This window comes from Labilibacter marinus (assembly GCF_001659685.2).
Classification (GTDB): Bacteria; Bacteroidota; Bacteroidia; order Bacteroidales; family Marinilabiliaceae; genus Saccharicrinis; species Saccharicrinis marinus.
In genome coordinates, this window is the sequence record NZ_LXYE02000002.1 from 138,594 (window position 1) to 154,566 (window position 15,973).

Here is a 15,973-nt window from a genome sequence, read left to right on the forward strand (position 1 = left end):
TTTTTTTATTCGATTGATAGTTGTGTTATTTTACGATTGTCATTTCATCTAATAGATAACCTGCATCAGCAAATTTATCTATTAAGAATAGAACATATCTAATATCTAGTGTAATGTTGCGGCATTGTTCGGGGTTAAACATTAAATCGCTCATTACCCCTTCCCAAGCTCGGTCGAAATTAACACCAATAAGTTCTCCATTTGCATTAACTACAGGACTTCCTGAGTTGCCACCTGTTGTATGATTGGTAGCCACAAAGCATACAGGCACAGTTCCGTTACTTTCATATTGTCCAAAGTCTTTGGCATAATATAGCTCTTTAAGCCTTGCAGGAACACGGTAATCATAAATATCAGGATTATCCTTTTCTATGATTCCATTAAGCGTAGTATGATTTTTAAAAACAACACCATCCTTAGGTTCATATCCAGCTACCTTTCCGTATGAAACACGTAAAGTAAAATTAGCATCGGGATAAAATACAGCATCCGATTTAAACTCCATTTGCGCCTTCATATATTGGCTGTTCAAATCTTTAACTTGGGCGCTAAGCTTTTTGTATTTAGGAACTATTGTTTTTCCATAGGTTTTATAGAAACTCTGAAACAACTGATAAGCAGGATCTTTATCTAATTTTTTAACATCTTTAGCGCTAAAGTTTTTTGCAAAGGCCATAGTGACTTCTTGGTTGGTAAAAATACTCTTGCTAAAAAGAGCCTCAACATACTTGTTAATATTGCCCTTGTATTTTTTATCAATGTATTTATAAATATCTGGATGAAAACGTTCATCTAGATTTTCTTTATACATTTTTAAAACGATAGTAGTAAGTTCTTTGTCAATCTCTTTATAGTAATCTTTATAAAAGGAGGTTAAGCGTTTTTCAAGGTCTGTTTTTAGCTTAGTTATTTCATCAATATCTATTTCGTCCTTATCGTAGGCGGCTTTTAGCTTTTTAAACTGGCTACTTAAATTAACGGCTTCCATTCCATTTCTGTATACCACTTCGAGCAAGTAATTATATGCCAACTTGTACTCTCCATAGGTCTTATATATCGATTGATAATCTTTAAGCATATTGGCATAATCCTTATCGTTAGCCCACTCCTGAAACGAAGCTTCATATTTCTCTTTTTTATCAATAGCATTTAGTTTATCTAAACCTTTTATTTCGCCAATCCATCTTTTCCATGAATTTGAAATGCGAGCTGCTTTGGTAGCATACTGAATACGCACTGCAGGATCAGTCTCCTGATACTTTTTAATGATGTTTAATTTCTGTGTACGAATATCGATTAATGCTGGGTTTACTTGCTCAGTAATCATTTTAAGATGAACGGCAGGCACATATTGTTCTGTGGAACCTGGGTAGCCAAATACCATGGTAAAGTCACCTTCTTTAACACCCTTTAAAGAAATTGGGAAGTGCTTTAATGGCTTGTATGGAACATTATCTTTTGAGTATTCTGCGGGCTCATTATCCTTGTTAGCATAAATTCTAAATAATGAGAAATCACCTGTGTGACGAGGCCACATCCAGTTGTCGGTATCTCCACCAAACTTACCAATAGCTGAAGGAGGAGCACCCACTAAACGTACATCTTTATAAACCTCATTGACAAATAAAAAGTATTGGTTGCCATGAAAAAAAGGCTTGATATGAGCACTGTAATGACTGTCTTTAGTAGCCTCCTCAACTAATTTGTCGATTCTGTTCTGTATACTGTCTAATCTTCCTTCTGTATCACTTTCAAGTCCACCAAGTACAGTTTCCGTTACATCCTTCATACCTTTAAGGAAGGTCACTTTCAGGTTTTCATTAATCAACTCTTCGGATTTATCCTTAGCCCAAAAACCATTGGTCAGGTAATCATGCTCCACTGAACTGTGTTTTTGAATAGCTCCAAAACCACAATGGTGGTTAGTAATTAAAAGACCTTCGTCAGAAATTAGTTCGCCTGTACAGCCGCCTCCAAAAATAACGACAGCATCTTTCATACATGCCTCGTTCACACTATAAATATCTTCAGCAGTTAGCTTAAAGCCCATTTGCTGCATTTCTTCAATGTTATACTTTTTCAGCAGAATAGGAATCCACATTCCTTCTTTGGCTTCCGCCGAAATGGATATAAATACTGATACAATCAGTAGGGAAATAATATTCTTCATTCCTTTAAAATTTTAATGACACCAATTATATTTTTGGGTATTCTATAATTGATTGATTTTGTGTTTTTGTTAATGGGGGAGAGCTAAAATGTCATTAGCTCGGTATATAATCTTTGAATGGGTAATCCGACTACGTTAAAATACGAACCTTCAATTTTCTCAATGCTTGTCATGCCTATCCATTCTTGAATTCCGTAGGCTCCAGCTTTATCAAAAGGTTTATAATGATCTATATAATATTCTATTTCATCTAAACTTAAAGCTTTAAAATAAACCGATGTAGATACAGCAAAGGATTTGCTCTTATCTTGATCCATGATAGTTACTCCAGTAATTACTTCGTGTGATTTTCCTGAAAGCTTTTGAAGCATAGTAATGGCTTCTTTTTTGTCGTTTGGCTTTCCCAACACTTCATTATCAATACAAACAATGGTATCCGCAGTAATTACAAGTTTATTGGTGTTTACAATCTCTTCCTGAAAAGGTTTGGCCTTTAATTCTGCAAGGTATATAGCAATGGACTCATCATCTAGATGGTCGGGATATACCTCTTCTACACTTTTACTCTCAATGTTGAATTTAACGCCAAGTTCCTTTAGTAATTCCTGTCTGCGAGGAGATTTTGAGGCTAAAATGATTTGATATTTACTTAATATATTTTGTAACATTTACGCTAGAAGTATGATGATATCAATTTAAAATAGTTGACCTGCAACAAGAATATACAATATTCCAGCCAGCATAATTAATTTATAAAATGTACTTAAACGATGATATTGTTTAGGTGAGTTTGCTTTTTTTAATTGATATAATGATATAATAAAAGGTAAGGTGATTAAAATAATAATGTACCACAAGGTAATCTGAGAGCTATTTAAAATATTAAAATAGAAATACAATCCCCAAATAGAGAACAAAGTAAAGCAGGTTAATATGAGTACAAATATTTTAGAATACTTTATTCCAATTTCAATGGGTAGTGTTCTGCAGCCACCTTGTTCATCACCATAAAGGTCCTCCATATCTTTTACAATTTCACGAATAAGCGTGGTGGTAAAAGCAAAAAATGCAAAGCCCAATGTCCAAAACCAAGCGGTTGAGCAAGCTTCAGTTTGAATAATAGGATTACCATGAACTCTAACCAACATGGCAAACTCCAAGGAGACTACAACAATGGCTACCAGTGCCGTTAATCCCGAAACGATAAGATTACCAATGAACCCTTGCTTTTTAAAGGTGGTGGAGTAATACCAAAGAAAAACAGGAATGACTAAAAACATTAAAGCCCAGCTTTCTTTACGCGCTACATAGGATAAAAATAACCCCGTAAAAACACCCACAAAACTTAGTAGAACGTGAAAAAACATAGCCTCTCTACGTTTTAGTCCATTCTCAATAATCATTTTATCCGGCCTGTTTAAACGATCAATTTTAATATCGAAGTAATCATTGATTACATAGCCCGAAGCGGCTAAACACACTGTTGATAAAACTAATATACCAAACCTTATATGCGACAATACAGGATTATAGCCATAATGCTCAAGTATAGGTAGTACTAATCCATATCTAATTAGGCTCTGCAATAAAGCAATGATAACTAAATTAGGAAATCGAATTAAGCGTAGTAATGATATCATTGAAATGTTTTTACCATGTATGATCTAAACCCCACTTGCCATGCGCTCGCAATACTTGCTCTAACACGTCTCTGGCACAACCTTCTCCTCCGTTTTTATGACTAATATATTTACAAAGTGATTTTACTTCCTCTACAGCATCTGCTGGGCAAACAGCAACGCCTACTGCTTCCATCACAGGGTAGTCTGGTAAATCATCTCCCATATACATGACTTCATCAGCTTTTAATCCTCGTTTTTCTATCCAATTGTTAAAATGAGGTATTTTTTCAGCTGCACTCATATATATATCTTCTATCCCTAAAAGTTGATATCTCTTTCTAACAGCTTCGGTGTTTCCGCCTGTAATAATAGCAATTGGATAACCTAACTTTACAGCTAGTTGTAGTGCGTAACCATCTTTAATATTGATAGTTCGCATTGGAACACCTTCTGCATCCATAGGGATAATTTGAGCCGATAATACGCCATCTACATCAAAGGCAAAAGCCTTTACCTTCATTAGGTCCTCTTTAAAGTTGCTCATATAATTTTATGTTTGCTGCGAATTTACAAAAATACTTAAAGTATATGCTAAAATATAGAGGCTCTATATGCAAATGATATAAACTAAAAATGGTGACCTATTACTAAGTCACCATTTTTATCTAAATATCAATTATTCGAGTTTATTCTCCACTTTTACCATAGTTAGGAAGTACACGTGCACTTGGATCATCCACGTCACAGTTTTCCCATTCTTTATTTGGCATCCAAAAAGCTTTGATAACACCATCTCTTCCAGGGAAGTGTGTTTCAAAAATATCACGATACATTAACGACTCCTTAGTAAAAGGAGTGTTAGTTGGGTATTTTTTACTTGCATTCGCCAAATCTTCATCCGAATACATTTCTTCAGCGTAACCTTTTAAGTAATCCACCGAGCTATGTCCAACTGCATCAGAGAAAGCTGCTTTATCACGATGTAATATTTTTTCAGGTAAGTAATCACCTTCAAAAGCGGCACGTAATAAATATTTACCTTCACCGTAAGTATTCATCTTTTTAGCAGGATCAATACTCATGATATAGTCTACAAAATCTAAATCTCCAAAAGGAACACGTGCCTCTAAACCACAAGATGAAATACATCTATCTGCTCTAAGCACATCATATTGGTGAATTTCTCTGATTCTTTTTTCTGCCTCCTCTTGAAAAGCCTGAGGGGTAGGAGCAAAGTCAGTATATTTGTATCCTAAAATTTCATCTGCAATTTCACCCGTCATTAATACCTTTACATCTGTTTCTTCACTAATGTATTTACAAATTAAATACATACCCATTGATGCTCTAATGGTAGTAATATCCCAGGTTTCAGTATTATATATTAATGTACTAAGTGTATCAAAAATTTGCTGTCTTGTAAACAGTACTTCTGTATGATCTGCTCCTAAGTGCTCAGCAACAATTTTTGCATATTTAGTATCAATAGGGTCGTCCTCAATACCAACGGCAAACGTTTTAATAGGCTTGTCTAACATTTTGGCAGCAACGGCGCATACCAAACTAGAATCTAAACCACCACTACATAAGAAACCAACAGGTACATCTGCCTGAAGTCTTTTCTCAATACCTGCAGTTAGTTTTTCGTTGATGTTTTTAAAAATTTCATCTAAATCGTGATCAACAAATTTCTCTACTTTAGATATGTCTTTATAACATACAAACTTATCGCCATCGTAATAATGTCCTGGAGGAAACTGTTGAACATCCTCACAAATAGGATGTAAAGTTTTCATCTCGCTTGAAAACATGATTTCGCCATTCTTTGCATGTCCGTAAAATAATGGACGAATCCCGATAGGATCTCTGGCTGCAAAATATTTTTTCGCTACAGAATCATAAATAACAAATACAAACTCCGCATCTAATGACTTTGCAGTTTCTTCAATTCCTTTTTCTAAAAATAAGGGAATAATTACCTCACAGTCACTTGAAGACTGAAATTCATAATCTTTTTCGTACTGCTTTCTTAATTGTTGATAATTATAAACCTCACCGTTACAAACTAAATTCAAATTTTTATAAACCAAAGGCTGATTACCATTGCTTGAAACATCCATAATGCTCAAACGATGAAATCCCATCCAACCTTCTTTTCCAAAGTCCCTAACTAATGAATTATCCGGACCTCTATATTCTATCTTCTTAAACTCGCTGGCAAACAATAGTTTGTCCATCATGTCACTTCCCGTGTAAACTGCAAATCCGCACATATTGCTTGTTGATTTTGTATATTTATTCGTTGTATTATATGATTTGGAGTGTAAAAGTAACTAATTATAGATATAATGCAAGCATGAATTACGAATTAATAGTATATGTAGGTAATTACTTTCTATTTGATAGTGTTTGGATTTAAGGGGTGTATATGGTAGATTGCTGAAAATATATTGCCTGTAATTGCGCAGGAGGGGGTGTGGTGTAAAAATAGTTAAAAATATGACAAAAGGATGAAGTTTGTGGGGGTTGGTTGTAAAATCATTATTTATTTAAAAAATGTGGATGCAATATTTATATTAAATTATAAGCAAAATTACACTTCATGTTATTATAATACTATCAATTCTATTTAAAAGCGGAATTAATTGGATTTAAGTTTTTTTTTTACTTTTTTGCATCCAGTTACAATTATAATATCAACTTCTTTAAAATATATGTGCCTATAGCAAAACATTTACGCTTAATTTTAAAATAGTTTAAGCATGAAGAACATTCAGAGGAAGACTGATGATGAATTGGTGAAAGCATTCATGTCAGGAGAGGAGAAATGTTTGCAAGTTCTTATTGATAGGCACAGGAACAAAATTTATTCGTATATATTAATGATGGTTAAGCAACATGAGCTTGCCGAAGACGTATTTCAGGATACCTTTATTAAGGTTATTAATAACTTGAAACGTGGAAAATATATAGATAATGGAAGATTTCCTTCATGGGTTATGCGTATAGCCCACAATTTAATTATTGATTTCTATCGTAAGCAAAAGAATGTAAAAGAAGTATCTAACGATGCTACGGATTACGACTTACTCAATTCTAAAAAGTTTTCTGAATCTAATATTGAGGATAAGATGGTTTACTCTCAAATCTTAACCGAGGTGGTTGAGTTGTTAGATTATTTGCCTGATAACCAGAAGGAAGTTGTAAAGTTGAGGCACTTTATGGGCCTAAGCTTTAAAGAAATAGCAGAAGAAACGGGTGTTAGTATAAATACCGCTTTGGGTAGAATGCGATATGCATTAATTAATATGCGTGCTATGGTTGAGGAGAAAAATATTTCACTAACTGTATAGGGTAGTCGCAATAATTATAAATAATTGGCGTTTTTTAATTGTGTGTTAAGCTTATACCAATGTGCTTTGCTGTATTGTGTATTAGCTTGTGTGTGACATATCAATTAGTTTACTTATTGTGTTAGAGAAATTTAAACGCCTATGGATTCAAGTTTTACCCAAGATTTATCTAAGCTAGAGGAATATAGCTTATCAATGATTGATTTTATAGAAAAATTACCAGATTCGTTTTTTGATTGCGAGGAATTAACGCCTTCTAAAGGAGTAATTGATAATATTATAAACTACTCTAAAAAAACACCAGTATCTTATACTACAAATAATAAGGTATACAGATATAGTAGAAATTAGTGTTTGTCGTGAATTAATTCTGTTAGATTGAAATAATGGACTAGTTATAAAAATTCTTTTCGTAGGCACTAAACTCTTGTTTCTTAAAAAGCTTTCGCTTGATAAGGGCTGAGAAGAAGCCTAGTCCGTAACCAAATATTTGAACGAAGGCAGCGAGACTTGCTACAAAACCTACTTTTATACTTTTAGTGGATAAACTTGCATCAATTAAAAAGATAAAAAGAGGAATAAACGCTAGTATAAATAATATTGGAAAAGCAATTCCTAATATTAGATTAAGAATATAGCCTAAAGTAAAAACTGTTGGTATGGCATGTATAAGTTTAAGTGAGCCAGGATGCCTGTAGTTTAAGTTAATTCGGGCAATTCCTGAATTATATACTTGTTTAAAAAATGAGCGAAAGTTATTTCTACGTTTATGAAATACACCTGCTTCAAGTATAAGTTTGGTTGTAAAACCTGACTCCAGAATGCGCATGCTAAAATCTAAATCTTCACCAAAGCGTAGTTTTGCAAAACCGTTTAGCTTTTGGTACACATCCTTTTTTATGCCCATATTAAAACTTCGCGGATAAAACTTATCTAATTTCTTTTTACCGCCTCTGATTCCACCTGTTGTTAGGGCTGAAGTCATGGAGTAACTAATGGCTTTTTGAATAGTATTGAACGTTTCGTGTGCCATATCTGGGCCACCAAAACAATCTATATCATCTAAAGAGGCATCTACATGGTTAAAATACTCAGATGGAATTAAGCAGTCTGAATCAAAAAATAAAAAGTATTCTCCTTGAGCATATTCGGCACCTTTGTTTCTGGCTAAGCCTGGTCCAGTGTTATCCTGATAATGATATTGAAGATTCAATTGGCCTTTGTATTCATCACATATATCTTCAGAAGATAGATTGGAACCATCTTCAATTACGATAACTTCAAAATTGGAATAATTAACCAGTGTTAAGCTTTTTAATAGCTCGTCTATTTCTTGGGGACGATTATAAACTGGAATAATAACGGAATACTTCGGCATCAAAACTAATTTGTATGAACAAGCCACAAAAGTAACTTATGCATCGAAAATCGCAAAGAAAGGCTTTGTTTAAATATTCATGTAACAAAAATGGGTTTCACTTTAAGAAACCCATTTCAATTATTTTAGCTAAAGTCCGTGGTTAAAAACATCATAGGCTGTCCCATAATATCATTAAAAATAGGCCTGTATCTATTCGTGTCGTAAAACTTTTCAATATTAACTTTTTTAATACTTTCACCTTTGTGATCCTTTTGCACTGCTTCTATTGAAACTGCATCAAATTTACCATCCTTAATACAAACCATCTTTCCTGAATCACCTTTTTTAATCAAGTCCAAAGCCATGTTTCCATAGGTTGTAGGTATAATGGAGTCTAAAGCATCGGGCTGACCTGAACGAACAAGGTACCCTAACTTCTGATTGATGATATTTATCTCGTGCCCATTATTGTATTTTGCAGAGTACTTTTTAAGTTCTTTACCTATCTGCTCTCCGATGCCACCTAATTTTTTATGGCCAAAGGCATCTGTTTCTGCATCTGAATATACAATATTCTGACCATCGTATGTAGCTCCTTCGGATACTAATACTACAGAATAATTACTTGGGTTATTTTTTCTATCCTCTACCATGAGGGCCGTTAGTTGTTCGGTATTAATGGAGTATTCTGGTATAACACATCTATCAGCAGCGCCACCAATTGTCGGCAAAAGGGCAGAAAATCCTGCATTTCGTCCAAATACTTCCAGCACTAGAAAGCGCTCATGCGATCCTGCACAGGTTCTTAATTCATGCGTTAATTCAATGGTTCGGGTAATGCAGGTGCTAAAGCCAATACAGTACTCAGTTCCAGGAACATCGCCATCCATTGTTTTGGGTATTCCAATGACCTTGATACCTTCTTTGTGCAAGCGAACAGCATAACTTAGCGTATCATCTCCTCCAATAGGAATTAAATAGTCTATGCCAATGTGTTTTAAGTTGGCAACAGCTTCGTTAGTGAGGTCATTGTGTTCATCTTTATAAGTTGTTTTAAGATGATCAGGGACATCATTAAAGGCTACTTTGGTGGCTTTTGTTCTACTTGAATGTAAAAAAGTACCTCCAGTTCTACCAATTCTATCTACGGTTAACGCAGTTAATGGAAGACAATATTCTTGTTCCTCTAAAGGTTTACTTCTATTAATACTAATTACACCTTTCCATCCATTTTTGATTCCGATAACATCATATCCTTCTCTAATAGCTCGTAATGTTACAGCTCTAATAGCTGGATTTAATCCAGGAACATCTCCACCACCTGTTAAAATACCAATTGTAAGACCATTTTTATTCATGATAATAGGATTTAGTTAGAAATAAGGGATTGTAACTATGTGTAAGCTAAAGTTATAAAATTCTTTATTAAAATGAAATGGGTGAGTTGAAGCTGGTGCAAATGTATATTGTATACAAAATACCCCTTGATTAAAGCGTATTGTTTCCCCAGTGCAATTAAAATTGAATAGTATATTGTGGTACCTTAAAAACAACCCATGTAAGGTTGATTCTTTACATGACTTAAATCTCACAATTGGATGAAAAAAATTACGCTTTTCATGGCTTTGCTGTTTAGCCTAATCATAACAGTAAATGCACAATCGCTTAGCCGACTGGTATTAATAAATGCCAGTACAGATGCTGAAATAAAGGATATGCCTGCCAGTGGCGAAACTATTGATATGGATACCTATCCATTCATTAATTTTAGAGCGATTACCTCACCAGAACCACTAGATGGAGGTGCTAAATGTTCTTTTAAATTAACCTACCCAGATGGTACCGTGTTTACACATGCCGAAGGAACTGCAGTATATGCTTGCTTTGGCGATCAGAGTGGTGACTACTTAGATTGGGAGCGCGGTTTTGATAGCCCTCCTGCTATTCAGAATGGAGATTACACTCTAGAGGTTACTCCGGGAGCAGGAGCAGCTTCCTCTTTTACTTTTACAGTTAGTAAAACGATAGTGCCAGATACCGGAGGAGGTGAAGAAGTGCTTGGAGATCCATTGGAAATTGCGGATGGTCAAATAATTATTACCGGTGAAAAAAAGAAATGGCATAACATTACCTTAAACTGTGGTGGGCCAAAAGCTACGGAAGGTGGTAATCCAAATCCTTTTAAAGATTACAGATTTGATGTGACATTTACTAAAGATTCCAAAACGATTACTGTTCCTGGATACTTTGCGGCAGATGGAAACGCTGGGAATACACATGCCACCGAAGGAAAGGTATGGAAAGTTCATTTTTGTCCAGATGAAGTGGGAACATGGACTTATAGTATTTCGTTTGTGTCTGGGACTGATGTTGCGATAAATGGAGCAGCGGGTGCTACTGTTGCCGTATTGGATGGTAAAACAGGAACTATTGATGTGGCTGAATCGGATAAAATAGGACGCGATTTTAGAGCCAGAGGTCGTTTAAAATATAATGGTGGGCGTTATCTTCAGTTTCAAGAGAATGGAGAGTATTATATAAAAGCTGGGCCAGATTCACCAGAGAACTTTTTGGCTTACGAGGGTTTTGATAATACACCTAATAAAGGCAGTTATAAAAAAAGCTACGCAGCACATGCTTTTCAATGGCGCGAAGGTGACCCTACTTGGTTGGGTAATAAAGGGAAATCTATTATTGGTTCTTTAAACTATTTGGCTTCAAAGGGCTTGAATTCTTTTTCGTTTTTAACGATGAATATAAGTGGGGATGATAAAAACGTTTATCCATATATTTCTGATACCAACTATAAGCAATTTGACTGTTCTAAGTTAGATCAGTGGGCTGTGGTATTAGAGTATGCTCAATCCATTGGTTTATTCTTACATTTTAAAACACAGGAAACTGAAAATGAAAGAAAGCTGGATGATGGAAATACAACATTAGATAGAGCTTTATATTATAGAGAATTGATTGCGCGTTTTGGTCATCATCTAGCACTTAATTGGAATTTAGGAGAAGAAAATGGTGCGAGTTTTAATGAGGGTAAAAGACCATTACAAAATGATGCGCAACGTATTGCTATGGCTCAATATTTTAAAGATAATGATCCCTATAAAAATCATGTTGTATTGCATACAGCACCAGGCGATCAGGATAAGATTTATACACCTCTTTTAGGTACTAAATCAGAGTTAACAGGAGCTTCCATACAATGTAGATATAATCAGGTTCATGATTTAACGAAAACTTGGATTGCAAAATCTCAAAACGCCGGTAAGGCTTGGGTAATTGCTAACGACGAACAAGGGCCTGCCACTTGGGGTGTTCCTAACGATTCATTTGTTTCGGGCTCAGATTCAAAAGGAAATACAGTGCCCAATAAACATGCCATCAGACATCAAACCTTATGGGGTAATATAATGGCTGGAGGTGCTGGTGTGGAGTATTATTTTGGTTACGATTGGAATCATAGTGATTTAACGTGCCAGGATTTTACCACGCGTAACGATTCATGGGAGTACTGCAAGCATGCTTTGGATTTCTTTAATTTATATATCCCATTTTGGGAGATGAGCGAAAGTGATAACCTAACTTCAACTGGATTTTGCTTATCTAAAACAAATGTAGTTTATGCAGTTTATATGCCCAACGGTGGATCAGCCAATGTAATTTTAGGTACAGGAACTTATAGTGTAAAATGGTTTAATCCAAGAGATGGAGGGGACTTGCAAGATGGAGCTACTGGAATTACTGGAGGAGGAGCAAAGTCAATTACTGCCCCCGACAATGATGACTGGGTAGCTTTAATTACCGAAAGTAATTTTACACACAATGGCAACAGTGGAGCACCTACCGATGTAATTGATGTGCCGGACAAACCAACATGCGATCCAATTGTATTAACTTCTTATGAAGATTTTCCAATGTTTTCGGGCATTACAGGTTTTGAGCCAGCATATAAAGACAATAATAATCAGTGCTTAGCTATTAATGCTGCTAACTATAAAGATAAGTTTGCTGCTGCTCAATCAACTTTTACAGGAACCACAGGGACATATGATATTACTATTAATACTTTATGTGAGTTAGATGGTGAATCTACTTATAAGTTAAAAATAGATGGTCAGTTAATCGGTGAATTTAAAAACCCAGAAACAACCACTGATTATAGTCCTGCTTCGCACACGTGGACAAGTGTTAGTGTGGGTAAAGGAGCCGAAATTCAGGTGGAGTTTAGTTCCCATACCAACGGGAAAATTCCAGAAGGTAATATAACAGCTTATTCTCGCGGTAGATGGAAGAATGTCACATTTATTGCTGAAGGCTGCGGAACGGTTGTAACAGGAGATAAAGTATTTATTGAGAATGATGGTTATTTGGTGATTGAGGCTGAAAGTGCTAGTGGTTATGAAGAAGCTGGGTTTGTATTAAAAAACAATGCAGTTAGTAGCACTCAGCCTACGGGAAAAGGATATTTGCGTTATTCATCTACTAATAATATGAATAGTGTTAATACAGCTAAAATGGTGGAGTATGATATTCGTATTAACACACCAGGAACCTATCGTTTTTTATGGAGAAATGCACGCGACCCTGAAGCTGCCACAGGTGATGCAGGTAATGATTCGTGGATTTTTATTGAAGGTGATGGCTGTCGCTTTTATGGTACAAAAAATGCAAGCGAATATACTTTAGATCATCATACTAAAGCTTGGGTACAGAAAGATCCGTTTGTTTATGAGTGTTATGGAGAAACACATGCTGGCGGAGCTAAAGTGAATGGAATGGCTTTTTATGCAACTTTTGATAAGGCGGGGGATTATAAAATAGAATATGGTGGCCGGTCTGCGGGACATTGTGTGGATAGATTGGTTTTATTTTTGCCTGATAAAGCAGGTGTGGCAAAAGACCCTAATACGGCTGAGTCGCCTATTGAGGGAGGAGTTACATTACCTGATGTTTTAATACAGGATTTATATACAGCCTATGATACTATTTATGTTTTTGCAGGAGAAAGTTATGCTTTAAAAACAACTGTTAGTCCTGAAAATACCACAAACAAAAAGATAGATTGGTCTTCGGAAGTGACTACCGTGGCTATCGTAGATGCCAGTGGAAACATAAAAGGCTTACGAACAGGGTCTTCGTGGATTTATGCTGTTTCAAATGAGAATGATGAGAAGAGTGATTCTTGCTTTGTACATGTTTTAAAAGATAGAAGTAGAGTAAAGTTGGCCAAAACAGATTGGACTGTGTTATATGCGGATAGTGAATCTGAGAATTCCACCAAAGATATGGCTATTGATGGAGATATGAGCACCTTTTGGCATACTGAGTGGAAGGATGCTAAACCTGCCTTACCTCACGAAATACATATTGATCTGGGAAAAGAAACCAGCTTCGATTTTATAGATTATTACTCTCGTCAAGATGAATGGGGACCTAATGGATCTATAGGGAGTTACGAAATATTTGTTTCTAATGATGAAAGTAATTGGGGAGAGGCTGTAAAATCTGATTATATAAGATGGGCAAAAAATCCAGGTAAAGAAGAGTATAAAGAAATGCGCCGTATTTTCTTATCCGAAACGACTACAGGAAGGTATTTAAAAGTAGTGGCCTTATCTGAAGCTCAAAATAATACTGATATTCCTTTTACGGCTATAGCTGAATTAGATTTATGGTGGTATGACCAAACAGATAGTTCTGTGGGTTCTCCTCAAGATTATGGGGTAGATGTTTATCCAAATCCATTTATTAGATCATTTCAGGTGTATGCTAGTCAGAATACCATTGTTAAAGCCAATGTATATGCTTTAGATGGTAAGTTAATTACGCAGTTAGATTGTAGTCAAAATCCAATTCAGGTTCAATTGGGGCAAGTTAGCACAGGGATATACATATTACAGTTAACAGATTCTGCAGGTAATATGATGATGCAGAAAATGGTGAAGAAATAAAAGAAGTACATACTTCAATAATAAAGCCCAATACATTTTTTTTTGTGTTGGGTTTTTTGTGTTTAAATAACTGGGGTTCTTGCTTGTAAAAATAATTCCCCCTTTCTATATTAATTAATTTCCCTACTCATTTACCCTACACACTTACATTTGGACGAAGCAAATTGCTTAAACCTTAATTAATTATCTTAAAATTTTAGAACATGAAAAAAAATTACTTTTTAATTATTGCTATTGTATGTGTAATGGGTGCTAAAGCACAGTATTCTGGTGGTGCAGGAACGTCAGGAGATCCATATCAAATTTCAACAGCTGCTGATTTGGTTACTTTATCTACCGATGAGGCTAATTACGACAAAGAATTTATTGTTACTGCTGATATTGATATGAGTAGTATTAGCTATACTTTTTATTCGTTAGGTTATTATGCAGGAGCAGGAGATGTGTTTTTCACGGGAGTTTTTGATGGAAATAACAAAACGATTTCTAATTTGACAATTACACCAAGAGTTAATCAAACATATCAGATGGGATTCTTTGGCTTAGCAAAGGATGCAACCGTTATGGATTTGGGACTTGTCAACTTAAATTATACGTCCACTATTAATAGGGCTGGTGGCTTAATAGGTTCATCAGAAGGTACTGTTTCTGTAAGTAATTGTTTTATTGATGGTGGAAATATAAGTGCTGCTGGAGGTATGGGTGGTATTGTTGGTTGGGTTAAAAACGGAACCGTAACTATTGCTAATTGCTATACCAACTTAGGTGTTATTATTAATGCTGTAGGTACAGATAAATATAAGGGTACTGGTGGAATAATTGGAGTTGTTGAAGGTGGAACGGCAAATGTAACTAATGTAGCTGTTTATGGTTCAAAAGCTGATGGAGATACGCAAGGAGCTGTTATTGGTTTTGTTATCGCAACAGTAAATGTAACTAATGCTTACTATAAGCAAGGAAGTGGTGCTGCTTATGCAAATACAACAGAAATAACGGATTTATCTGCTCAAAGTAGTTATACAGGATTTGATTTCACTTCAACATGGGAAATAGATGCAAATAGAAGTTATGCAACTTTACAAGGTTTTGCAGGTCTTCCATTAGCTATTTCTGATGTTAATATTTCAAATAGTAAAGTAATTTGTATTGGTAAAACACTTTATATCGATACCGAAGAAGTTGAGCAAGGAATATATACTATATATAACTTGAGTGGTGTACTAGTGGCACAAGGTGAGTTTGCTGGGTCAGACTTTACTGAAACATTAAATATTCAAAAAGGAATTTATATCGTTAAGGTTGGTGCCTTAGCAACTAAAATTAAAGTTGATTAGTATTAGTTGTAAATAATGGTTGAAAGGCATTCTTCTTGGGGAATGCCTTTTTTTGTGCTTGACTGTTTGAGTATTGGTTAGGTTTGTAACTGTCTGTAAATGATAATTTAGCGCATAGTGAGGTGGTTCAGTGCTTCAGATGATTAGATCAGCGGTTAAGTGTAAAATTTTAGT

General features: G+C 35.2%; 11 protein-coding genes. 4 read left to right on the forward strand and 7 right to left on the reverse strand.

What is annotated here, in order from left to right:
* Positions 1–25 precede the first annotated feature (25 nt).
* The 5 genes from A8L32_RS02095 to asnB all read right to left on the reverse strand — a co-directional run bounded on the left by A8L32_RS02095 (position 26) and on the right by asnB (position 6,065).
* Positions 26–2,170, reverse strand: a complete 2,145-nt coding sequence (locus tag A8L32_RS02095) for a S46 family peptidase (protein ID WP_066627199.1) — start codon at positions 2,168–2,170, stop codon at positions 26–28.
* 83 nt (positions 2,171–2,253) lie between these two features.
* Positions 2,254–2,838 (reverse strand): Maf family nucleotide pyrophosphatase, encoded by a 585-nt coding sequence (locus A8L32_RS02100; RefSeq protein WP_066627200.1) that lies wholly within the window; start codon positions 2,836–2,838, stop codon positions 2,254–2,256.
* 27 nt (positions 2,839–2,865) lie between these two features.
* Positions 2,866–3,810: a geranylgeranylglycerol-phosphate geranylgeranyltransferase gene (locus tag A8L32_RS02105; protein WP_233145447.1), complete on the reverse strand. Its 945-nt coding sequence runs from the start codon at positions 3,808–3,810 to the stop codon at positions 2,866–2,868.
* Between the two features lie 10 nt (positions 3,811–3,820).
* On the reverse strand, positions 3,821–4,336 hold the full coding sequence (locus A8L32_RS02110) for a KdsC family phosphatase (RefSeq protein WP_066627202.1): 516 nt from the start codon (positions 4,334–4,336) through the stop codon (positions 3,821–3,823).
* Positions 4,337–4,478: 142 nt separating this feature from the next.
* Positions 4,479–6,065 (reverse strand): asparagine synthase B, encoded by a 1,587-nt coding sequence (gene asnB / locus A8L32_RS02115; protein ID WP_066627211.1) that lies wholly within the window; start codon positions 6,063–6,065, stop codon positions 4,479–4,481.
* A 489-nt stretch (positions 6,066–6,554) separates the two neighbouring features.
* Here asnB and A8L32_RS02120 point away from each other — a divergent pair, with 489 nt between their 5' ends.
* Both A8L32_RS02120 and A8L32_RS02125 read left to right on the forward strand, forming a co-directional pair.
* Complete coding sequence (locus A8L32_RS02120) at positions 6,555–7,145, forward strand: RNA polymerase sigma factor (protein WP_066627213.1); 591 nt, start codon at positions 6,555–6,557, stop codon at positions 7,143–7,145.
* Positions 7,146–7,286: 141 nt separating this feature from the next.
* Complete coding sequence (locus A8L32_RS02125; protein WP_066627216.1) at positions 7,287–7,496, forward strand: hypothetical protein; 210 nt, start codon at positions 7,287–7,289, stop codon at positions 7,494–7,496.
* 40 nt (positions 7,497–7,536) lie between these two features.
* On the opposite strand, the gene A8L32_RS02130 is transcribed toward A8L32_RS02125, so the two are convergent.
* Positions 7,537–8,523 (reverse strand): glycosyltransferase, encoded by a 987-nt coding sequence (locus A8L32_RS02130; RefSeq protein ID WP_066627218.1) that lies wholly within the window; start codon positions 8,521–8,523, stop codon positions 7,537–7,539.
* Between the two features lie 125 nt (positions 8,524–8,648).
* On the reverse strand, positions 8,649–9,863 hold the full coding sequence (locus tag A8L32_RS02135; protein WP_066627221.1) for a 6-phosphofructokinase: 1,215 nt from the start codon (positions 9,861–9,863) through the stop codon (positions 8,649–8,651).
* Positions 9,864–10,103: 240 nt separating this feature from the next.
* Between A8L32_RS02135 and A8L32_RS02140 the strand changes: the two genes are divergently transcribed.
* Both A8L32_RS02140 and A8L32_RS02145 read left to right on the forward strand, forming a co-directional pair.
* Complete coding sequence (locus A8L32_RS02140; protein ID WP_066627230.1) at positions 10,104–14,465, forward strand: discoidin domain-containing protein; 4,362 nt, start codon at positions 10,104–10,106, stop codon at positions 14,463–14,465.
* A 203-nt stretch (positions 14,466–14,668) separates the two neighbouring features.
* The gene (locus A8L32_RS02145) at positions 14,669–15,799 is read left to right on the forward strand and encodes a T9SS type A sorting domain-containing protein (protein ID WP_066627233.1); all 1,131 of its coding nucleotides are present in this window, start codon (positions 14,669–14,671) and stop codon (positions 15,797–15,799) included.
* Positions 15,800–15,973 lie beyond the last annotated feature (174 nt).

Coding starts and splice junctions, on each gene's coding strand:
- asnB (WP_066627211.1), bottom strand. CDS start 6,065: ATGTGCGGATTTGCAGTTTACACGGGAAGTGACATGATGGACAAACTA.
- A8L32_RS02130 (WP_066627218.1), bottom strand. CDS start 8,523: ATGCCGAAGTATTCCGTTATTATTCCAGTTTATAATCGTCCCCAAGAA.
- A8L32_RS02110 (WP_066627202.1), bottom strand. CDS start 4,336: ATGAGCAACTTTAAAGAGGACCTAATGAAGGTAAAGGCTTTTGCCTTT.
- A8L32_RS02135 (WP_066627221.1), bottom strand. CDS start 9,863: ATGAATAAAAATGGTCTTACAATTGGTATTTTAACAGGTGGTGGAGAT.
- A8L32_RS02095 (WP_066627199.1), bottom strand. CDS start 2,170: ATGAAGAATATTATTTCCCTACTGATTGTATCAGTATTTATATCCATT.
- A8L32_RS02120 (WP_066627213.1), top strand. CDS start 6,555: ATGAAGAACATTCAGAGGAAGACTGATGATGAATTGGTGAAAGCATTC.
- A8L32_RS02125 (WP_066627216.1), top strand. CDS start 7,287: ATGGATTCAAGTTTTACCCAAGATTTATCTAAGCTAGAGGAATATAGC.
- A8L32_RS02140 (WP_066627230.1), top strand. CDS start 10,104: ATGAAAAAAATTACGCTTTTCATGGCTTTGCTGTTTAGCCTAATCATA.
- A8L32_RS02100 (WP_066627200.1), bottom strand. CDS start 2,838: ATGTTACAAAATATATTAAGTAAATATCAAATCATTTTAGCCTCAAAA.
- A8L32_RS02145 (WP_066627233.1), top strand. CDS start 14,669: ATGAAAAAAAATTACTTTTTAATTATTGCTATTGTATGTGTAATGGGT.
- A8L32_RS02105 (WP_233145447.1), bottom strand. CDS start 3,810: ATGATATCATTACTACGCTTAATTCGATTTCCTAATTTAGTTATCATT.